Raw genomic sequence first — 19,475 nt, 5'->3', positions numbered from 1 at the left:
GTCAGAACCTCGGCATCCGTGCCCGCTTCGGGGGTTCCGGGGCCGGGGTGCGCACCGGCCAGTCGTCCCGCCACTCCGGCGCTCGTTCGATGAGGTCCTCCAGCTCCGTGGCGACTTGCTTGATCTGCTGGTTGAACTCGAGGTAGGCCGGGGCGGCCTGGAAGTGTTCGAACGGGTGGTTCCACTGCTGCAGGTCACGGGGACGCCGGGCGTGGGCCCAGTCGGGGAAGTTCCGGGAGTCGCAGAAGATCACCGGGTAGATCAGGGGGCTCCCGTGGTCCCGCCGCGGACCGGCGGTCAGCGCCTCCCGCTCCTCCATCGTGGCCCACTCGGCCAGGCACCACTCGTCCCGGAAGTACTTCGGTGAGCAGACCGGAACCAGCACGCGGGAACGCTGCAGCGCCGAACTCAGTTCCGCCGGCCACTGGGCTCCGACGCGCACCTGGTCGTCGAAGAATATCCGGACGTCTTCGTACCGGTTGTTGTCGAGCACTTCCAGCAGCCGTGGGTGAAAATGGTTGCGAATCCACGCTGATATGTCGGTCGCGGCACGTTGGTAGCTGATGAAGACGTCGTACTCGTACACGCGTGCTGACGCTCCTTCACCGCTCCCCACCAGGCGGATGTCATCCTAGATCCGCTGCGCGCCGACGAAGAAGGCGGGAAACCTGACAGATCCAGGACAATAACTGGCCAGCCCTCAAGTGCCGCCGGAAAATGCATCTTGACAAATCTTACCGGCACAGATAGATGACAGACGGAAGCCGCGCGCGCCAGGCGCGAAGCGTTTCCGGAAAACCGATCTCCCGGATCGGTGAATCACCGACCGATCCCGAGGGGAACCCGATGTCCGAGCCCGAGCCGCCCAGGGTGTTCTTCAGCTACTCGCACGACACCCAGGACCACAAGGACCAGGTCCGGCGGTTCGCGACCTTGCTGCGCAGCCGGATCGGCCTCGAGGTGGTGCTCGACCAGTGGGACGACCACCGCCGCATCGACTGGTCGCTGTGGGCCACCCGGAACATCAAGGCGGCGGACTTCGTCGTCGCCGTGGCCTCTCCCCTCTACCGGGCGCGCGCCGACGGTGACGCGCCGCCGGACGAAGGACGCGGCGCCCAGTTCGAATCCGCCCTGCTCCGCAACAAGGTGACCCAGGACATCGAGGACGGCACCCGGCGGATCCTCCCGGTCGTGCTGCCCGGCGGGTCGATCGACGACATCCCGGCGTTCCTCCACCCATACTCGGTGACGCGGTACGAGATCGGGGAGATCAGCGACGAAGGCGTCGCCGACCTGCTCGCCGCGATCACCGGCCGGGGAAAGCACCCGAAACCCCCGCGCGGCCGGTGGCTCGGCGGAGCGTCGGAGGCGCCGCCGATCCTCGCGAGCGACCTCCCCTGGACCTGCGCCAGCCAAGGGGTCCGCCGTGGCGCGGCGTCGATCGGCGACGTGCGGTACGAGCACAGCATCGTCCTGCGGCCGGCCGCGACCGCGACTTCCGGGACCGGGTTCGTCGAACTCGACCTCGGGGGCCATTACCGGCGGTTTTCGACCATCGCCGGGGTGCTCGACGAAGCGGCCGACCGGTTCCAGGTCGGCCGCGTCCGCGTGCTCCTCGACGGCAGGCCGCGATCCGAGCACGACGTGGCCGTCGGGAAGCCGGCCGCGATCGACCTCGATGTCACCGGTGCCCTGAAGCTCCGGCTCGAGATGTCGCGGCCGGGCGTCGCGGCGTCCCCGTTCGGGTCCGCGGCCGTCGTCGTCACCCGCCGGCGCGGACGGCTGCCCGAGCTCGCCTTCGGGGACCCGACTGTCACCTAAGGCGTGATGACCACCTTCAGCGCCGAGTTGGCGGCCGCGTTGCCGAACACCTCGTACGCCTCCTCCAGCTGCGCGAACGTGAACCGGTGCGTGCCCATCCGCTCGGCCGGGATGCGGCCGGACGCCACCATCTTCAGGAGCGTCGGGATCGACACCGTGTCGACCAGGCCCATCGTCAGCGTGAGGTTCTGGATCCACATCTCCTGCATCGGCAGCTCGACCGGCACCCCGTGGACGCCGATGTTCGCGATGCGGCCGCCCGGGCGGACCAGGGACGCCGCCGTGCGGAGCGTCTCCGGGTAGCCGACCGCTTCGATCGCCACGTCCACGCCGAGGCCGTCGGTCAGGGACCGGACGTCTTCGAGGACGCCGGGACCCGCTTCGAACGCGTCCGTCGCGCCGAACTCCAGGGCCTTCTCCAGGCGGAACTTGTTGGAGTCCACCGCGATCACCTTCGCCGCGCCCCACAGCCCCGTGGTCAGGATGGCCGCCAGGCCGACCGCGCCGGCGCCGACCACCGCCACCGCGTCGCCCGGGCGGACGCGGCCGGCCAGGACGCCGACCTCGTAGCCCGTCGGCAGCGAGTCGGCCAGGAAGATCGCCTGCTCGTCGGTGACTTCCGGCGGCACCGCGTACAGCGACGTGTCCGCGTACGGAACCCGGACGAGTTCGGCCTGCGTGCCGTCGATGAGGTGGCCGAAGATCCAGCCGATCCCACCGACCGTCTGGCAGTGCGAAGGCATCCCGCGCCCGCAGTATTCGCAGCGCCCGCACTGGGTGATCGCCGGCACCAGCACCCGGTCCCCCACCGCGAACGCGCGGACGGCGTCCCCGACGGCGGTCACCGTGCCGACGGCCTCGTGCCCGAGGATCCGGCCGTCGGTGACCGCGGCGACGTCGCCCTGCAGGATGTGCAGGTCGGTGCCGCAGATGGTGGTGGTGTCGACGCGCACGACCACGTCGGTCGGCTCTTCGACGACGGCGTCCGGGACGTCTTCCCAAGCCTTCGCACCAGGACCGTGGTAGACCAGCGCCTTCATCGTCGCCTCCGTCGGCCGCCCGGCTCGCGTGGCCGGGCTCGGCCGCTTCCGACGCTAGGACCGCGGAAGCCGCCCGGCTGTCGCAATTTGAGACCGGCACCCGGCGAGATCCACCTCGCGCAGCGCCGCCCCGACGCCGGCCAACGCCACCGCGTTCATCGACAACGACGTCACGCCCAGGCCGACCAGCGCGCCTGCCAACGAGGGATCCGCCGCCGCCTCGCCACAGACGCCCACCGGCTTTCCGGCCGCCGCTCCCGCCGAAGCCACCATCTCCACCAACCGCAGCAACGCCGGCTGGTGCGGGTCGTTCAATGCGGCCACCGCACCGAGCTGGCGGTCCGCCGCGAAGACGTACTGCGCCAGGTCGTTCGTGCCCAGCGAAACGAAATCGACCTCCGCGAGGATCTCCGTGGCGCACAGCGCCGCCGCCGGGATCTCGATCATCACGCCCACCCGGGGAACCCCGGCCGCCCGGGCACGCGAGGCGAACCACGCCGCCTCGGCAGCCGTCGCCACCATCGGGGCCATCACCGACAGCTCGACGCCGGCGTCGGAAGCCGCCGCCACGATCGCCGCCAGCTGGCGGTCGAGCAGCTCCGGCCGGTCGAACGCCACCCGCAGGCCCCGGACGCCCAGCGCCGGGTTCGGTTCCGCGCCCATCGGCAGGAACGCCAGCGGCTTGTCGGAGCCCGCGTCCAGGGTCCGGACCACCACCGGTTTCCCGGCGAACGGCGCCAGCACCTCGGCGTAGCCGGAACGCTGCTCGGCCTCACCCGGCTCGGCATGAGCCGACAGGTAGCAGAACTCCGTCCGGAACAAGCCGATCCCCTCGGCGCCGGCCGCGGAAGCCGCGCGGGCGTCGGCGGGTGACCCCACGTTCGCCAGCAGCTTGACGCGGTGGCCGTCGGCGAGCCGCCCGACGCCGTCCCACGACGCACGCGCGGTGCGAGCCGGTGCCGAAACCACGCCGTCGGACGGCGAGACCGTGCCCGCGGATCCGTCGACCACCAGCCCCGGCCCGGGCAGGTCGAGGACCCCGGCGCACGCGACCACGGCCGGGATGCCCAGTGCCCGCGCCAAGATCGCCGTGTGGCTCGTCGGGCCGCCCTCCTCGGTCACCAGCGCGAGCACGAGGTCCGGGTCGAGGCCCGCCGTGTCGGCCGGCGCGAGGTCGCGCGCCACCAGGACGCTCGGCGACGTCAGGTCCGGAACGCCCGGCGGAGCCAGCCCGAGCAGCGAAGCGACGATCCGGTCGCGGACGTCGGCGACGTCCGCGGCGCGTTCGGCCAGGTAGCCACCGGCCCCGCGCAACGCCGTGATGAAGTCTCCCGCCGCTTCCCACACCGCGCGCGGCGCCGGCAACGACCGGGTGCGGACGAGGTCCGAAGCGGACGCGACCAACGCCGGGTCCGACGCCATCGCCGCGGTCGTCTCCAGGACCGACCGGGCATCTCCGGACACGGAACGGGCACGATCGGACAGCGAAGCCGCGACCGCTCCCGCCGCCGGCCCGATCTTGCCCGCTTCCGCCGAAAGATCGTCCGGAACCGGAAAGGAAGCGGGTTCCTGCAGGTCAGCGACCACGACCACGCGTGGACCGGCCACCCGGCCGGGACTGACTCCGACTCCGGACAACTGCATGGCGGGACCTCCGGGAGCAAAGGATCTCGTAACTGGGGATTGACAGTACGGTAACAACGGGCACAATCAAACTGCAACGGGCAAACATCGGAGAGGAACGGGCATGTACGCCGCCGAACGGCATCAGCTCCTGGCGCAACGCGCACGTCGCGACGGCCGGGTCGACGTCAACGACGTCGCCACCGAACTCGGTGTCGCCCCCGAGACCATCCGCCGCGACCTCGGCGTCCTCGAACGCCAGGGCGTCGTCCGCCGCGTCTACGGCGGCGCGGTCGCCGTCGAGCGGCTCGACTTCGAACCCGAAGTGGCGCAACGGGACCAGACCAACGCCGCCGAGAAGGACGCGATCGCCCGGGCCGCGCTCGACCTGGTGCCCGACCGCGGCTCGATCCTGCTCGACGCGGGCACGACCACCAGCCGGCTCGCCACGCTCCTGCCTGCCGACCGCGAGCTGACCGTGATCACCAACTCGATCCCGGTCGCCTCGATCCTGGCCACCCGGCCGGGAATCACGTTGCACATCCTCGGCGGCCGCGTGCGCGGGACGACGCTCGCCGCCGTCGAAGCGTGGACGCTGCACGCGCTCGACGGACTGCTCGTCGACGTCGCTTTCCTCGGCGCAAACGGCTTTTCCGCCGAGCACGGCTGCACGACACCCGACATGGCCGAGTCCGCGGTGAAGGCCGCGGTGGTCGCCGCCGCGCGCAAGCGGGTGCTGCTGGCCGACCACAGCAAGTACGGCACCGACCAGCTCAGCCGGTTCGCGCGGCTGGCCGAGATCGACGTCCTGGTCACCGACAGCGGCCTCGACGCCGGCGCGGTGGCCGAGCTCGAAGAGGCGGGCCCGGAGGTGGTGCTGGCGTGATCGTCACCGTGACCCCGAACCCGAGCCTCGACCGGACCGCGCGGCTGGCCGGCCTGCGCCGCGGCGAGGTCAACCGGGCCGAAGCCGTGCGGCTCGACCCCGGCGGCAAGGGCGTCAACGTCGCCCGCGCGCTGGCCGCCGCCGGCACCCCGACCGTCGCGCTCCTGCCCGCGGGCGGCCTGGTCGGCGACCGCCTGGCCGACCTGCTCGCCCCCGAAGGCGTCCCGGTCGTCGCCGTGCCGATCGCCGGGACGACCCGCAGCAACATCACGCTCGTCGAAGCCGACGGGACCACGACGAAGATCAACGAGCCCGGCCCGGAGATCTCCCCCGCCGAGCTGGCCACACTCGAACGCCGGGCCGTCGAGCTGGCCGCGCGCGGGGAATGGCTGGTGTGCTGCGGAAGCCTCCCCGCCGGGGTGCCCGACGACTTCTACGCGCGGCTCACGAAACTCGCGCACGACGCCGGGGCGAAGGTCGCCGTCGACTCCTCCGGCGCGCCGCTCGCCGCCGCCTGCGAAGGCGGGCCGGACCTGCTCAAGCCCAACCTCGACGAGCTGGTCGAGCTCGCCGGCCGCCCGCTACCGCTGCTCGGCGACGTCGTCGCCTTCTGCCGCGAACTGATCTCCGGCGGCGTCGGCACCGTACTCGTCAGCCTGGGCGCACGCGGCGCGGTCCTCGTCGGGGAGACCGAAACCTGCCACGCGCTCGGCCCGCTGGTCGCCGTGCGCAGCACCGTCGGCGCCGGAGACGCCGCACTCGCCGGGTTCCTCCACGCGGGAGGGACCGGCCCCCGAGCCCTGCGGACCGCGGTCGCCTACGGCACCGCCGCGGTCACGCAGGAGGGCAGCCGCATGCCCACCCCCCACGACGTGCACCCGGACCAGGTGCGCGTGCTCGACGCCGACCCCACCCTCACCCTCAGCGGAGCCGCCGCATGACCACCCCGGACCTGATCACCGCCGACCTGGTCGACCTCGGCCTCGACGCCGCCGACTCCCGTAGCGCCACCCGCGCGCTCGCGCAGCGGCTCGTCGACGCCGGGCGGGTGACCGACCTCGACCTCTTCCTCAAGGACGTCGCCGCCCGGGAGGAGCAGATGGCCACCGGGCTCGAAGGCGGCATCGGCATCCCGCACTGCCGCTCCGCCGCGGTGACCGCGCCGACGCTGGCGTTCGGCCGCAGCGCCGCCGGCGTCGACTTCGGCGCCCCGGACGGCCCGGCGACGCTGATCTTCCTCATCGCCGCACCCGAAGGCGGCGGCAGCGACCACCTCAAGGTCCTGGCCGCCCTCGCCCGCCGCCTCGTCCGGGCGGAGTTCAAGCAGCACCTCCTGGACGCCACCGACGCCGTCGCCGTCGCTTCGTACATCCGCCAGGAGGTGTCCTGACCATGAAGTTCGTCGCCATCACCGCGTGCCCCACCGGCATCGCGCACACGTACATGGCCGCCGAGTCGCTGGAGCAGACCGCGAAGGCCAACGGCGACACGATCGTCGTCGAGACGCAGGGTTCGGCGGGGTCCGAACCGCTGTCCGCCGAGGACATCGCGACCGCGGACGCCGTCATCTTCGCCGCCGACCTCGCCGTGCAGGGCCGGGACCGGTTCGCGGGCAAGCCGATCGTCGAGGCGCCGGTCAAGGCCGCGATCAACGACGCGGCCGGGCTGTTCGAACGGGCGAAGGCCGCGGCTCGCGAGCCCGTCGCACCCGCGGCCGCCGGCCCGGAGCTGACCTCGAAGGTCGGCGCGAACGACAAGGCCGGGACCAAGATCCGCCAGTGGCTGATGACCGGCGTCAGCTACCTGATCCCGTTCGTCGCCGCGGGCGGGTTGCTGATCGCGCTGAGTTTCGCCCTGGGTGGCTACCGGATCGTCGACGCCCCGAAGGTCACCGAGCACTTCGACGCGGGTTCGGTCGCCGGCTGGGCCGCGCTGATGTTCCAGATCGGCAGCGCCGCGTTCGACTTCCTGGTGCCGGTGCTGGCCGGGTTCATCGCCTTCGCGATGGCCGACCGCCCGGCCATCGCCCCCGGTTTCGTGGGCGGCGCGATCGCCGTCACCGTCGGCGCCGGGTTCCTCGGCGGGCTCGTCGCGGGTCTGCTGGCCGGTGGTGTCGTGCTGGCGTTGAAGAAGATCCAGGTGCCGAAGGCGATGCGCGGGATCATGCCGGTGGTCGTCTACCCGCTGCTCGGGTCCATTGTGGTCGGTGTGCTGATGTACGTCGTGGTCGGCAAGCCGATGGCGGCCGCGACGACCGGGCTGACGAACTGGCTCAACAGCCTCAGCGGCGCGAGCGCGTTGCTGCTGGGCGCGCTGCTCGGCCTGATGATGGCGTTCGACATGGGCGGTCCGGTCAACAAGGCGGCGTACACCTTCGCCGTCGGCGGCCTGACCACCGGCGCCACCGGCTCGCTGCAGATCATGGCCGCGGTGATGGCGGCCGGGATGGTGCCGCCGCTGGCCCTGGCGCTCGCGTCGACCGTCCGGAAGAAGCTGTTCACCGAGGCCGAGCGCGAAAACGGCCGCGCGGCCTGGCTGCTCGGCGCGTCGTTCATCACCGAGGGGGCGATCCCGTTCGCGGCGGCCGACCCGTTCCGGGTGATCCCGTCGATCATGCTCGGCTCGGCGGTCACGGGTTCGCTGTCGATGGCGTTCGGCGCGACGCTGCGCGCCCCGCACGGCGGGATCTTCGTGCTCCCGCTGATCGGCAGCCCGCTGCTGTTCCTGGTGGCACTGGTGGCCGGGACCTTGGTGGCCGCCGGGTCCGTGATCGCGCTGAAGCAGGTCCGGTTCCGCGCAGCCGAACGTTCCACCGCCGTGTCCGGCCAGACCGTCAACGCGTGAAGGAGTCCACTGTGTACCAACGCCGCACGCTCGTCGCCAGCAGTGTCGGGCTGCACGCCCGGCCCGCGGGCCTGGTCGCCCGCACCGCGGCCGGGCAGCCCGCGAAGGTTCGGATCGCGAAGATCACCGGCGGGGTGGCCGGCGATCCGGTCGACGCCGCGAGTGTCCTGGGTTTGATGACCTTGGGCGCGGGTTTCGGCGACGAGGTCGAGCTGACCGCCGACGGGGACGCCGCCCAGGCGTCGGTCGACGCGCTGGCCGAACTGATCGCGCGGGACCTGGACGCGTGAGTTTCTCCTGAAGTCCCCTCCGGACGCGTTCGGCAGGCGTAGCATCCAGACCGATTTGCCGGATTGCGTCCGGGCGACGACCCATGGTCGTGAAGGGGGAAAAAGTGCAAGGATTCGAGGTCGATCCGAAACTGGTCCAGCACGCCGCCGAGCGCGCGACCGAGGCGGTGACGCATTTCGAAGCGCACGGTTCGGCCGTCAAGAAAGCGCAGGCCACGATCGAGGGGAAGACCGCCCTGCTGGGCGACTACGGCGACGCCGGGGTGTTCTTCCACGCCTGCGAGAGGTTCGACCACAAGTTCAAGGAAATCTTCGACACGCTCATTTCGCACAACGACAACTTCGTCGACACGGCCCGGCGGCTGCAAGGCGGCCTGCAGGGCGCGTCCAAGCTCTACGCCGAGTCCGACGCGGCCGCGAGCGAGCACCTGCGGCGCATCGGCGAATCCTGGGCGGACGGGGGAAGCCGGTGAACCAGCCGCCGTACTTCCCCGACCGCCCGCCGGGCCACTACCCGCAGTTCGACCGGTACGAGGACCAGTGCGGCGAAGTCGCGCTCTGGGCTCGTTGGGTGGCCGGGTGGGTGGACTGGCTGTTGCACGAATACGGTCCCACCGGTCCGCACCCGGACCGGTGGGCCGACTACCCGTTCGAGCGGTTCTTCTACCCGTCCGACGTCATCGCGCAGCAGCGGATCCAGGTCATGCACCAGGCGTGGCAGGCCATCGACGGGCTGCGCTACAAGTCGGCCGGCGAAGAGCACCCGAGCATCGACGTCCTCAACAGCCTCGACAGCGCGCTCGGCGCCGCCCTCGGGAAGTGGGAGGGCGATGTCGCGGTGGGGTGCAGACCTACCGCGAAGAACTCGAAAACTACAGCGAGCCCTACATCCTCGCGGTCGGCAAGCTCGGCCAGTGCCTCATCGCGTACTCGCAGATCTTCGAGCAGGCGCGGGCCGACATGGTCAAGGTCATGAAGCAGTTCGTCGGGGCGCTGCAGGCCGCGACGTTCACCGACCCCGGGTTCGAACGGGTCGGCCTGACCGTCTTCAAGGCCATCGGCGACTGGGTGCTGGGCAAGTTCCCGTTCGAGCTCGACAAGGTCCTCGAGCTGGACACGGTGCTGGCCGAGGCGGTCGACGGCGCGCAGCGGCGCAAGCCCGCCGCGGCGATCGGGGGCTCGAACTACTGGGAGATCTGCGATTCGTACCTGGTGGCCGCCAACCGGATCTGCGACGACGCCCGCGCGGCGATCGAAGAGCTGACCACGCGCTTGGACAAGGTCGACAGCGAACTGCGCGACCCGCCGAAGCTGACCGTCAACGTGGGTTAGTCAGGCTGGGCCGAGCAACGCGATCGAGGCTCGCACCGCGACCTCGGTGACGTCGCCGGCCCGGCCGCCGTCCTCCACGGTCGTCGCGATCAGCTCGCGCAACCCGCCCAGCAGGATGATCGCCGTCTGGCGGGACGGGGGGCTGATTCCCGCCGCCCGCAACGCGGCCGTGTCCGTCAGCCGCTGCGTCATCGCGATGAACCCCTCCATCGCGTCGCGCTGCAGATCCCGCGCCGCGGCGCCCAACGCCGGCACGTCGCGGATCCAGCTCAGCGTGATCGCCGGTTCGGACTCCGCGCACGCGATCCACGCCTCGATCGCCTGGCGCACCTGCAGCGCCCACGGCGCGTCCGGGTCGACGGCGTCGGAGATCTGCTGGATCATCGCGCGGTTCGCGTCCGCCAGCAGCGCGATCAGGCACTCCTCACGGCTGGAGAAGTGCTCGTAGAAGGTCCGGCGGGACGTGCGCGCGCGGCGGACGATGCCGGCGACCGTCGTGTCGCGGAAGCCGTCCTCGGTGATCGACGCGGCCAGCCCGTCCAGCAGCCGCTGCCGGTGCCGGCGGGTGTCGACGTCCACGGAAGTCACGGTATACCGCCTCCTTCTTGAAACGAGATGGTACACCGGCGTACCGTACCGACGGTACGCTCGCGTACCACCATTTCGGGAGGGTCGATGACGACCATGACCAGCGCGGTGACGCTGCCGCCGGGACCGACCGCGCCCCGCGCCGTCCAAGGCGCCTACGCGCTGACCCAGCCCCTGCGCGGCATGCGGCGGCTCAGAGCGCGTTACGGGGACGCCTTCACGGTCAACGTGCCGATCTTCGGCCGCGCCGTCGTGCTCAGCGACCCCGCCGAGATCAAGCAGCTCTTCACCTCCGGCCCCGACCTCGTCGACAACCTCGAAGTCAACCTCGGCCGCGTGCTCGGACCGCACTCGATGTTCGCGCTCTCCGGCGAGGAGCACAAAAGGCAGCGCAAGCTCCTGGTCCCGCCCTTCCACGGGAAGCGGCTCGCGGCGTACGAGCGGATCGTCGAAGAAGAGACCATCCGCGAACTCGCAACCTGGCCCGACGGGAAGGCGTTCGCCACCCTTCCGTCGATGATGCGGATCACGCTCAACGCCATCCTGCGCGCGGTGTTCGGCGCCGAAGGAGCCGAGTTCGCCGAGCTGCGCGCACTGCTGCCGCCGTTCGTCACGCTCGGTTCCCGGCTGGCCGTCGTGCCGATCTCCAAGAAGGGCCGCTTCAACCCCTGGCGCCGCTTCGAGCGCATGCGCTGCGAGTACGACGCCATCGTCGACCGGCTCATCGCCAAGGCCCGCGTCGAAGAAAAGGACGACGTCCTCTCGATGATGCTGCAGACCCGCTACGACGACGGGTCCGGGCTCACCCGCGACGAGATCTCCGACCAGCTTCTCACCCTGCTCACCGCCGGCCACGAGACCACGGCGACCACGCTGGCCTGGGCCGTCGAACGCCTGCGCCGGCACCCCGCGCTGCTCGACGAACTGCGGGAGGACGACGGCAAGCTCCTCGACGCCACCATCCTCGAGGTCCAGCGCACCCGCCCGGTCATCGACCTCACCGCCCGCCAGGTCAAGCAGGACGGCTTCCGGCTCGGCCGCTGGACCCTGCCGAAGGGGTACGCGGTGCTCGTCAGCATCGCGCTGATCCACGACGACGACGCGGTGTTCCCGCGCGCGAAAGAGTTCGACCCGCACCGCTTCGCCGGCGCGCGCCCGGACCTCTACCAGTGGATCCCGTTCGGCGGCGGCACCCGCCGCTGCCTCGGCGCCGCCTTCGCGACCATGGAGCTGACCGTCGTGCTGCGGACCCTGCTGCGGGACTTCACGCTGGTCCCGACGGCCGAACCCGACGAACGCTGGCATTCGCGGGGCGTGGCCTACGCCCCCGCCAAGGGCGGCCGCGCGGTCGTGCGCCGCCGAAGCACCGGAGGAGAGCAGTGACCGAACAGATCGCCGACGCCGGCCGGGGGATTTCCCTGGCGTACGAACGGATCGGGGACGCCGGCGCCGACCCGGTCGTCCTCGTCGCCGGGCTCGGCCAGCAGCTGCACAGCTGGCCGGACGCCTTCTGCGCGCAGCTCGCCGGCCGCGGCTTCGAAGTGATCCGGTTCGACAACCGCGACGCCGGGCGCTCGACCCACCCGCGCTTCCGGCCGCCGAGCCTGCTCGGCATGTTCGCGGGCCGGTTCCCCGCGCAGCAGTACGACCTGACGGACATGGCCGCCGACACGATCGGCCTGTTCGACGCCCTGGACCTCGAGACCGCGCACATCGCGGGCGTCTCGATGGGCGGCATGATCTCCCAGACCGTCGCGGCGCTGCACCCGGAGCGGATCCGCACCCTGACGTCGATCATGTCGACAACCGGGTCGCGCCTGCTCGGCCGGCCCGCGTTCTCGACGTTGCGGATGATGGGCGCCAAGCCGCCGAAGTCCCGGGAAGAGGCGGTCGAAAGCGCCGTCCGGATGTTCCGGCACATCGGCTCCCACGGCTTCCCGTTCGACGAGGCGTGGGTTCGCGAGCTGGCCGGGACGGGCTGGGACCGCGACCCGACGGCCGGCGGCGTGGGCCGCCAGCTCGCCGCGATCATGAAGTCCGGCAACCGGACCGCGCTGCTGCGGAAGATCACCGCGCCGACGCTGGTGATCCACGGCGACCGCGACCGGATGGTCCACCCCACCGGCGGCGCCGCCACCGCGCGCGCGATCCCGGGCGCCCGCCTCGAAACCGTGCCCGGCATGGGCCACGACCTGCCCGAAGGCGCGTGGCCGACGATCCTCGACCTCATCGACAAGCACGCGAGGAGCAGCGATGTCACGGCCCCGTAGTCTCACCGGCCGCCCGGTGGTGATCACCGGCGCCGCGTCCGGCATCGGCCGCGCGCTCGCCACCCGGCTGTCCCGCCTCGGCTCGCCGGTCGCCCTGGCCGACGTCGACGAAGACGGCCTGAAGGCCACCGCGGCCGCCCTGCACGGCCGCGTACTGACGCGCGTGCTCGACGTCCGCGACGCCGAAGACCAGCTGCGCTTCGCCGCCGAGGTCAAGGACTGGCTCCCCGCCCCGCTGGCCGCGGTGTTCAACAACGCCGGGGTCGCGGTCACCTCCACCGTCCTCGACGCGGTGATCGAGGACGACGACTGGCTGCACGACATCAACTTCCGCGGCGTCGTGCACGGCACGCGCGCGTTCCTGCCGATCCTCGTCGAGCAGGGCGAAGGCGCGATCGTCAACACCTCCAGCGTGTTCGGCCTGCTCGGGATGCCGAACCAGAGCGCCTACTGCGCCGCGAAGTTCGCCGTCCGCGGCTTCACCGAATCGCTGCGGCAAGAACTGCGCGGCTCCGCCGTCCGCGCGATCACCGTGCACCCGGGCGGCATCACGACGAACATCGCGCGCAACGCGCGGGTGCGGCGTGATCCCGAGGGCCTGGGCCGCACGAAGGAGCAGATGGCCGCGCAGTTCGAGGCCATGACCATGACGTCGCCGGACAAGGCCGCGGCGGTCATCCACGCCGGCGTCGACCGCGGCAAGGCCCGCATCCTGGTCGGCCCGGACGCCTACCTGTTCGACGCGCTCGCCCGCATCACCCCCACCCACTACAACGCCGTGCTCTCGCGCGTGATGAGGCGCCCGCGGCGGACGGAGGCCGTTCGATGACCGAGCACGTCGAAGTCCTGATCGTCGGCGCCGGCCTGTCCGGCGTCGGCGCCGCCCACCACCTGCGGACCGCGTTCCCGCGCAAGACGTACGCGATCCTGGAAGCCCGCGACGCCATCGGCGGCACGTGGGACCTCTTCCGCTACCCCGGCGTGCGGTCCGATTCGGACATGCAGACCCTCGGCTACCGGTTCCGGCCGTGGACCGACGCGAAGGCCATCGCCGACGGCCCGTCGATCCTCAAGTACGTCCGGGACACCGCGGCCGACGCCGGCATCGACCGGCACATCCGGTTCGGGCACAAGGTGGTCCGCGCCGCGTGGTCCACAGAGGACGCACGGTGGACGGTCGAGGCGACCCACGACGGGAAACCGGTCGAGTTCACCGCGAAGTTCCTCTACCTCTGCAGCGGTTATTACGACTACGCGGGCGGCCACACCCCGGAGTTCCCCGGCCTCGAGAACTTCGGCGGCACTGTCGTGCACCCGCAGCACTGGCCCGAGGACCTGGACTACACCGGCAAGAAGGTCGTCGTGATCGGCAGCGGTGCGACGGCCGTGACGCTGGTGCCGGCCATGACCGACCGCGCCGAGCACGTCACGATGCTGCAGCGCTCCCCCACCTACATCCTGTCCCTGCCGTCGGAGGACGCGCTGGCCAACCGGCTGCGCGGGCTGCTCGGCGCGAAGCTGGCGTACCCGATCGCGCGGTGGAAGAACGTCGCCGTGAGCACGCTGATCTACCAGCTCAGCCGGCGCCGCCCGGGGGTCGTCAAGGCGCTGATCCGCAAGGCCGCGATGAAGCAGCTGCCGCCCGGGTACGCCGTCGACACCCACTTCAAGCCGCGCTACCAGCCGTGGGACCAGCGGCTGTGCCTGGTGCCGGACGGTGACCTGTTCCGGTCCATCAAGCGTGGCGACGCCTCCGTCGTCACCGACCGGATCGCGACCTTCACCGAGACCGGCATCCGGCTCGAATCGGGCGACGAGCTCGACGCGGACGTCGTCGTCACCGCCACCGGGCTGCGGCTGCTGGCCTTCGGCGGCATCGACCTGGTCGTCGACGGCGACCCCGTCAAGCTGCCGGAAACCATGGCGTACAAGGGGATGATGCTCAGCGGCGTGCCGAACTTCGCGTTCACGATCGGGTACACGAACGCGTCGTGGACGCTCAAGGCGGACCTCGTCGGCGAGTACGTCGTCCGGCTGCTGCGCCACCTCGACCGGCACGGCTACGACCAGGCTGTCCCGGTCAACGACGACCCGGCGGTCACCGAGCGGCCGCTGCTCGACTTCGACGCCGGGTACGTGCTGCGGTCGATCGACGAGTTCCCGAAGGCCGGGTCGCGCGCGCCGTGGCAGCTCGGCATGAGCTACGCCCACGACGTCGTCAAGCTGCGGCACGGCCGGCTCGACGACGGCGCGCTGCGGTTCTCGCGGCGGAAGGCGGGAGCGGGCAGACTGACCGCATGACGCTCACCTCCCCCGCCCGGGGCCGCTGACATGCACTCCGCGGGACTCGTGCTGCACCCCCGCCGCGACTCCGCGGCCGCCGTCGAGGCCGTGCTCGGCTGGGCGGGCAACCGGAACATCGAGATCCTCGGCATCGCCGACGAGATCGTCCGCCTCAACTGCGCGGCGATCGGCGTGACGGCCGAGGAGCTCGGCCGCCGGTCCGACCTGGTCGTCAGCCTCGGCGGCGACGGCACCATGCTGCGGGCCATGCGGCTGGCCGACGGGCAGCGCGCACCGGTGCTCGGGGTGAACCTCGGCAAGCTGGGGTTCCTCGCCGAGGTCGACGTCCCGGACCTGCCCGGCGCGCTCTCGGCCATCGACGACCACCAGTTCACGGTGGAGCCGCGGCTGGCCGTGGACGCGGTGCTGGAGGGGCGGAAGATCACGGCGTTCAACGACATCGCCGTGGTCCGCGTGCCCGGCGACGGCAGCGCGGTGGTCGCGGTCCGCGTCGGCGGCCAGCCGTTCGTCAGCTACTCGGCGGACGCGGTCGTGGTCGCGACCCCGACCGGCTCGACGGCGTACAGCTTCTCGGCCGGCGGCCCGATCACCAGCCCGGCGGTGGAGGCGCTGCTGGTCACGCCCGCGGCGCCGCACTCGGCGTACAGCCGGGGCGTGGTGCTGTCGGTGCACGACGAGGTGACGCTGGAGCTGCTGTCGACCAGCGGCCGGCTGGCGGTGGAGGTCGACGGCCAGGTCGAGGGGTACGTCTCCCCCGGCGACCGCCTCGACCTGCGCGCCCGGCCCAGCGCCGCCCGGGTCGTCCGGCTCGGGATGACGACGTTCTACCAGCGGGCGCGGCGCAAGCTGCGGCTGACGGACTCGGCGGAGATCCCGCAGGACGGCGAGCACTGAGTGGCCCGGGTCACATCTCGGGCGTGTCCCGCGACGATCACGGAATGGTCACGGGTAGCGTCCGCGGCTCCGCTTGAACCAGCCGAGCCGCCCGGGAGTGTCCCTCTACATGCTGTGCCCCGCACCCGTCCGTCCCCGTCTCCGCGCCCGGCTGCTCGTGCCCGGCGCGCTGGCCGCCTTCGCCGGCGCCGTCGTCCTGCTCGCGGTGTTGCACCTCGACCGGCGGCTCGCCCCGCTGGACCCGGTGAGCACGATGCTCAGCGACTACGCGCTCAGCCCGGGCCGGTGGATGTGGGACGGCGCGTTGCTGCTCACCAGCACCGGCTCGGCATTGCTGCTGGTGGCGCTCTACCGGCGGGGTCTGCTGGCCAACCCGGCGCTGGTGGCGGCGAAGGCGCTGTGGTGCGTGAGCCTGCTCGCCGTCGCCGTCTTCGCGAAGGACCCGCAGGGTTGCGCCATCACCCCGACCGGCAAGATCCACCTCTACGCCTCGGCCGTGACCTGCTTGAGCCTGCCGATCGTCGGCTGGGCGCTGGGCCGGCGGCACCGTGACGACCCGCGTTGGCGGCGCTTCGCGACCTGGTCGCGGCGGCTGGCGCTGGCGGCGATCCCGTTCTACCTTCCGTTCATCGTGCCGTTCGCGGTCAACGTCGTGCTGGGCGGCCACCTCCCGACGGTGGCGACCGGCCTGGTCGAGCGCCTGATGATGGTGCTGGAGATCGCGTTGCTCGCGGTGCTGGGCCACTGGGCGCACCGGGCGATGCGCGCCGGGGTTCAGCTCCGGGCGTAGGCCGCGATCCGCTCGGCGGGCGGCGCGGGCGCCGGCATCCGCAGCAGGCCGTTCCCGAAGCCCCGCTGCCGGACCGCTTCCTTGATCCCCTCGACCGTGCCGCCCAGCGCGGCCCGGACGGCGTCGGCGCGGGCCTGGGCGGCGCGTTCGGCTTCGGTGTCGCCGGCTTCGACCGCCGCGGCCAGGTCCGTGAAGGGCTCCGGGAACGCCGACGACAAACCGGACACCACGCCCGCCCCGCCGGCCCGGGCCACCGCCGCGACGTCGGTGTCGGCGCCCGACCAGAACCGCGCGGCCGGCAGCGCCGCGCGGAAGTCGGCGAACCGGGCCGCCGCCGCGCCGGACAGCTTGCCGCCGCGCAGGCCCGTCGCGGCGAACTCCGCGGGCGAGAGCGTCACGCCGGTGCGGTCCGGGAAGAGGTAGCCGTAGACGTCGGCCTCCCCGGCGGCGTCGCGCACGGCCGCGAAGTGCCGGCCGACCGTGTCGGCGTCCGCGGGCAGGTAGTAGGGCGTGATGACGGCCAGCCGCGTGGCGCCCGCGGCGAGGGCGTCCCGGGTCAGCGAAACGGCTTCGCGCGTGCTCGCCGCGCCGACGTGCACGATTGTGTGCTCCGCGCCGAACACGTCCAGCGCGAGCCCGGCGAGTGTCCGGCGCTCGGCCCGGTCCAGGGCCGGGAACTCGCCCGCCGTCCCGGCGACGAAGACGCCGTCGACGCGGCCGTGCAGCCAGGTCAGCAACTCGGTGTTGGCGCCTTCGTCGAGCGCCAGGTCGTCGCGGAAGAGCGTGGGCGTGGCGGAGAGGACTTCAGCGCGCATCGGCGTCTCCCGGCTGGTCGCGGGTGCGGTGCAGGAGCCAGTCGCGGTCGGTGCGGATCAGCGCGTAGCGGACCGCGCCGGTCCGGCCGTGGAGGGTGAACACGATGCGCTTGTCCGTGCGGTCGTGCTCCTCCCACCAGCCCGTGTCGGCGACCTTCTTGGTGTCGTCCTCGTAGGCGAGGTGATCGAGCGCGTGGTCGGGCACGGCGACGGCGAGCCGGTTGCCTTTCGCGTCCGGCGGGAGGCCGCGCGGGACGGCCCACGAGCGCAGCACGCCGTCCTCCTCGAGCCGCAGGTCGAAGTGGTGCCGCGGACGCCAGTGCTCGTGCAGCACGAAAGCCGGTCGCTCACCCACGACCCCCACCATGCCAGAAACCCCGGCCGCTACCCGTTTTCCGGCGCGTCAAACACGCCATCCGAGGACTTGACCAGATCCAGAAAGGCGCGCACGGTGGGGTGTCATGACCGAACCGACCACGACGGACGCCGGCATCCCCGTCGAAAGCGACGAACACTCCCTCACCGTCGGTCCCGACGGCCCGATCCTGCTGCACGACAACTACCTCATCGAACAGATGGCGCAGTTCAACCGCGAACGCGTCCCCGAGCGGCAGCCGCACGCGAAGGGCAGCGGCGCGTTCGGGCGGTTCGAGGTGACCGGCGACGTCAGCGCGTACACGAAGGCGGCGGTGTTCCAGCCGGGCACGAAGACCGACCTGCTGATCCGGTTCTCCACCGTCGCCGGCGAGCGCGGCAGCCCCGACACCTGGCGCGACCCCCGCGGCTTCGCGGTGAAGTTCTACACCAGCGAAGGCAACTACGACATGGTCGGCAACAACACGCCGGTCTTCTTCATCCGGGATCCCTTGAAGTTCCAGCACTTCATCCGCTCGCAGAAGCGCCGGGCCGACAACAACCTGCGCGACCACGACATGCAGTGGGACTTCTGGACGCTGTCGCCGGAGTCCGCGCACCAGGTGACGTGGCTGATGGGCGACCGCGGCATCCCGCGCACGTGGCGCCACATGAACGGCTACAGCTCCCACACCTACATGTGGGTCAACGCCGCCGGGGAACGCTTCTGGGTGAAGTACCACTTCAAGACCGACCAGGGCGTCGAGTGCTTCACGCAGGACGAAGCCGACCAGATGGCCTCGGCCGACACCGACTACCACACGCGGGACCTCTATGAGGCGATCGAGCGCGGCGACCACCCCTCGTGGACGCTGAAGGTCCAGGTCATGCCGTTCGACGACGCCAAGACCTACCGCTTCAACCCCTTCGACCTGACGAAGGTGTGGCCGCACGGCGACTACCCGCTGATCGACGTCGGCCGGATGACCCTGGACCGGAACCCGACCGACCACCACACCGAAATCGAGCAGGCCGCGTTCGAGCCGAGCAACCTGGTGCCGGGGATCGGGGCGAGCCCGGACAAGATGCTGCTCGGCCGCCTGTTCTCCTACCCGGACGCCCACCGCTACCGGATCGGCGCGAACTACAAGCAGCTGCCCGTCAACGCGCCCGTCGCGCCCGTGCACAGCTACAGCAAGGACGGGGCAATGCGGTACACGAAGGTGTCCGACCCCGTGTACGCGCCGAACTCGAAGGGCGGCCCGCACGCCGACGTCGCGCGGTACGGGCAGCCGGCGGGCTGGCACACCGACGGCGACATGGTCCGGACGGCGTACACGCTGCGCGAGGACGACGACGACTGGGGCCAGGCCGCGACGATGGTCCGCGAGGTCCTGGACGACGCCGCGCGCGGCCGGCTGGTCGACAACATCGTCGGGCACCTGCTCAACGGCGTCTCCGAACCGGTGCTGGCACGCGCGTTCGACTACTGGCGCAACGTCGACAAGGACCTCGGCGACCGGATCGAGTCCGGCGTCCGGGCCAAGAGCGACGAGAAGGACCCGAAGGCCGCCGACCAGGGCAACCCGGCGCGGTCGAGCATGCAGCACAAGGCCTGACCGGA

21 protein-coding genes are annotated in these 19,475 nt (G+C 71.7%); 15 read left to right on the top strand and 6 right to left on the bottom strand.

The window, feature by feature from the left end; genetic code table 11:
• Position 1: 1 nt before the first annotated feature.
• Positions 2-586: a TIR domain-containing protein gene (locus tag ACERZO_RS12950; RefSeq protein WP_372664850.1), complete on the bottom strand. Its 585-nt coding sequence runs from the start codon at positions 584-586 to the stop codon at positions 2-4.
• Between the two features lie 260 nt (positions 587-846).
• On the opposite strand from ACERZO_RS12950, the gene ACERZO_RS12945 reads away from it, so the two are divergent.
• Entirely contained in the window at positions 847-1,821 is a 975-nt protein-coding gene (locus ACERZO_RS12945; RefSeq protein ID WP_372664849.1) for an SEFIR domain-containing protein, read from the top strand.
• Here the strand turns inward: ACERZO_RS12945 and ACERZO_RS12940 are convergent.
• A complete protein-coding gene (locus ACERZO_RS12940; protein WP_372664848.1) occupies positions 1,818-2,861 on the bottom strand; it encodes an alcohol dehydrogenase catalytic domain-containing protein in 1,044 nt (347 codons plus the stop codon). The two genes, ACERZO_RS12945 and ACERZO_RS12940, sit on opposite strands and share 4 nt — an antisense overlap.
• Before the next feature lie 54 nt (positions 2,862-2,915).
• Positions 2,916-4,505, bottom strand: coding sequence for a phosphoenolpyruvate--protein phosphotransferase (locus ACERZO_RS12935; RefSeq protein WP_372664847.1), 1,590 nt, complete (start codon positions 4,503-4,505; stop codon positions 2,916-2,918).
• 103 nt (positions 4,506-4,608) lie between these two features.
• Between ACERZO_RS12935 and ACERZO_RS12930 the strand changes: the two genes are divergently transcribed.
• From ACERZO_RS12930 to ACERZO_RS12900, 7 genes are all read left to right on the top strand, one after another.
• Positions 4,609-5,370: a DeoR/GlpR family DNA-binding transcription regulator gene (locus ACERZO_RS12930; RefSeq protein ID WP_364249288.1), complete on the top strand. Its 762-nt coding sequence runs from the start codon at positions 4,609-4,611 to the stop codon at positions 5,368-5,370.
• Positions 5,367-6,311: a 1-phosphofructokinase gene (gene pfkB / locus ACERZO_RS12925; RefSeq protein WP_372664846.1), complete on the top strand. Its 945-nt coding sequence runs from the start codon at positions 5,367-5,369 to the stop codon at positions 6,309-6,311. The genes ACERZO_RS12930 and pfkB overlap by 4 nt, the downstream gene beginning before the upstream one ends.
• Positions 6,308-6,760, top strand: coding sequence for a PTS sugar transporter subunit IIA (locus ACERZO_RS12920; protein WP_372664845.1), 453 nt, complete (start codon positions 6,308-6,310; stop codon positions 6,758-6,760). Before pfkB ends, ACERZO_RS12920 begins: the two co-directional genes overlap by 4 nt.
• Positions 6,761-6,762: 2 nt before the next feature.
• Complete coding sequence (locus tag ACERZO_RS12915; RefSeq protein WP_372664844.1) at positions 6,763-8,214, top strand: PTS fructose transporter subunit IIC; 1,452 nt, start codon at positions 6,763-6,765, stop codon at positions 8,212-8,214.
• Between the two features lie 11 nt (positions 8,215-8,225).
• Entirely contained in the window at positions 8,226-8,504 is a 279-nt protein-coding gene (locus tag ACERZO_RS12910; RefSeq protein ID WP_372665566.1) for an HPr family phosphocarrier protein, read from the top strand.
• 104 nt (positions 8,505-8,608) lie between these two features.
• Positions 8,609-8,977, top strand: coding sequence for a hypothetical protein (locus tag ACERZO_RS12905; RefSeq protein WP_372664843.1), 369 nt, complete (start codon positions 8,609-8,611; stop codon positions 8,975-8,977).
• A 370-nt stretch (positions 8,978-9,347) separates the two neighbouring features.
• Entirely contained in the window at positions 9,348-9,836 is a 489-nt protein-coding gene (locus tag ACERZO_RS12900; RefSeq protein WP_372664842.1) for a hypothetical protein, read from the top strand.
• Here ACERZO_RS12900 and ACERZO_RS12895 read toward each other — a convergent pair whose 3' ends face one another.
• On the bottom strand, positions 9,837-10,424 hold the full coding sequence (locus ACERZO_RS12895) for a TetR/AcrR family transcriptional regulator (RefSeq protein WP_372664841.1): 588 nt from the start codon (positions 10,422-10,424) through the stop codon (positions 9,837-9,839).
• A gap of 87 nt (positions 10,425-10,511) precedes the next feature.
• On the opposite strand from ACERZO_RS12895, the gene ACERZO_RS12890 reads away from it, so the two are divergent.
• From ACERZO_RS12890 to ACERZO_RS12865, 6 genes are all read left to right on the top strand, one after another.
• A complete protein-coding gene (locus ACERZO_RS12890; protein ID WP_372664840.1) occupies positions 10,512-11,807 on the top strand; it encodes a cytochrome P450 in 1,296 nt (431 codons plus the stop codon).
• Positions 11,804-12,694 (top strand): alpha/beta fold hydrolase, encoded by an 891-nt coding sequence (locus ACERZO_RS12885; RefSeq protein ID WP_372664839.1) that lies wholly within the window; start codon positions 11,804-11,806, stop codon positions 12,692-12,694. The genes ACERZO_RS12890 and ACERZO_RS12885 overlap by 4 nt, the downstream gene beginning before the upstream one ends.
• On the top strand, positions 12,678-13,523 hold the full coding sequence (locus ACERZO_RS12880; protein WP_372664838.1) for an SDR family NAD(P)-dependent oxidoreductase: 846 nt from the start codon (positions 12,678-12,680) through the stop codon (positions 13,521-13,523). The genes ACERZO_RS12885 and ACERZO_RS12880 overlap by 17 nt, the downstream gene beginning before the upstream one ends.
• Positions 13,520-14,995, top strand: coding sequence for a flavin-containing monooxygenase (locus ACERZO_RS12875; protein WP_372664837.1), 1,476 nt, complete (start codon positions 13,520-13,522; stop codon positions 14,993-14,995). Before ACERZO_RS12880 ends, ACERZO_RS12875 begins: the two co-directional genes overlap by 4 nt.
• A 30-nt stretch (positions 14,996-15,025) precedes the next feature.
• Positions 15,026-15,892, top strand: a complete 867-nt coding sequence (locus tag ACERZO_RS12870) for an NAD(+)/NADH kinase (RefSeq protein ID WP_372664836.1) — start codon at positions 15,026-15,028, stop codon at positions 15,890-15,892.
• Between the two features lie 97 nt (positions 15,893-15,989).
• Positions 15,990-16,682 (top strand): DUF998 domain-containing protein, encoded by a 693-nt coding sequence (locus tag ACERZO_RS12865; protein ID WP_372664835.1) that lies wholly within the window; start codon positions 15,990-15,992, stop codon positions 16,680-16,682.
• On the opposite strand, the gene ACERZO_RS12860 is transcribed toward ACERZO_RS12865, so the two are convergent.
• Positions 16,667-17,497, bottom strand: coding sequence for a dihydrodipicolinate synthase family protein (locus ACERZO_RS12860; RefSeq protein WP_372664834.1), 831 nt, complete (start codon positions 17,495-17,497; stop codon positions 16,667-16,669). The two genes, ACERZO_RS12865 and ACERZO_RS12860, sit on opposite strands and share 16 nt — an antisense overlap.
• Positions 17,487-17,852: a DNA polymerase ligase N-terminal domain-containing protein gene (locus ACERZO_RS12855; protein WP_372664833.1), complete on the bottom strand. Its 366-nt coding sequence runs from the start codon at positions 17,850-17,852 to the stop codon at positions 17,487-17,489. The genes ACERZO_RS12860 and ACERZO_RS12855 overlap by 11 nt, the downstream gene beginning before the upstream one ends.
• Positions 17,853-17,958: 106 nt before the next feature.
• Here ACERZO_RS12855 and ACERZO_RS12850 point away from each other — a divergent pair, with 106 nt between their 5' ends.
• Entirely contained in the window at positions 17,959-19,470 is a 1,512-nt protein-coding gene (locus tag ACERZO_RS12850; protein ID WP_372664832.1) for a catalase, read from the top strand.
• Positions 19,471-19,475 lie beyond the last annotated feature (5 nt).

This window comes from Amycolatopsis kentuckyensis, from assembly GCF_041679295.1.
Lineage (GTDB): Bacteria > Actinomycetota > Actinomycetes > Mycobacteriales > Pseudonocardiaceae > Amycolatopsis > Amycolatopsis kentuckyensis_A.
Note: the sequence above shows the minus strand (reverse complement) of the source record. Positions and strands in the feature narration are given on the sequence as shown.

What these genes read in the sequence shown, in the direction of transcription:
- ACERZO_RS12880 (WP_372664838.1), top strand. Translation starts at nt 12,678, where the DNA reads ATGTCACGGCCCCGTAGTCTCACCGGCCGCCCGGTGGTGATCACCGGC.
- ACERZO_RS12875 (WP_372664837.1), top strand. Translation starts at nt 13,520, where the DNA reads ATGACCGAGCACGTCGAAGTCCTGATCGTCGGCGCCGGCCTGTCCGGC.
- ACERZO_RS12915 (WP_372664844.1), top strand. Translation starts at nt 6,763, where the DNA reads ATGAAGTTCGTCGCCATCACCGCGTGCCCCACCGGCATCGCGCACACG.
- ACERZO_RS12870 (WP_372664836.1), top strand. Translation starts at nt 15,026, where the DNA reads ATGCACTCCGCGGGACTCGTGCTGCACCCCCGCCGCGACTCCGCGGCC.
- ACERZO_RS12890 (WP_372664840.1), top strand. Translation starts at nt 10,512, where the DNA reads ATGACGACCATGACCAGCGCGGTGACGCTGCCGCCGGGACCGACCGCG.
- ACERZO_RS12940 (WP_372664848.1), bottom strand. Translation starts at nt 2,861, where the DNA reads ATGAAGGCGCTGGTCTACCACGGTCCTGGTGCGAAGGCTTGGGAAGAC.
- ACERZO_RS12945 (WP_372664849.1), top strand. Translation starts at nt 847, where the DNA reads ATGTCCGAGCCCGAGCCGCCCAGGGTGTTCTTCAGCTACTCGCACGAC.
- ACERZO_RS12930 (WP_364249288.1), top strand. Translation starts at nt 4,609, where the DNA reads ATGTACGCCGCCGAACGGCATCAGCTCCTGGCGCAACGCGCACGTCGC.
- ACERZO_RS12860 (WP_372664834.1), bottom strand. Translation starts at nt 17,497, where the DNA reads ATGCGCGCTGAAGTCCTCTCCGCCACGCCCACGCTCTTCCGCGACGAC.
- ACERZO_RS12920 (WP_372664845.1), top strand. Translation starts at nt 6,308, where the DNA reads ATGACCACCCCGGACCTGATCACCGCCGACCTGGTCGACCTCGGCCTC.
- ACERZO_RS12850 (WP_372664832.1), top strand. Translation starts at nt 17,959, where the DNA reads ATGACCGAACCGACCACGACGGACGCCGGCATCCCCGTCGAAAGCGAC.
- ACERZO_RS12935 (WP_372664847.1), bottom strand. Translation starts at nt 4,505, where the DNA reads ATGCAGTTGTCCGGAGTCGGAGTCAGTCCCGGCCGGGTGGCCGGTCCA.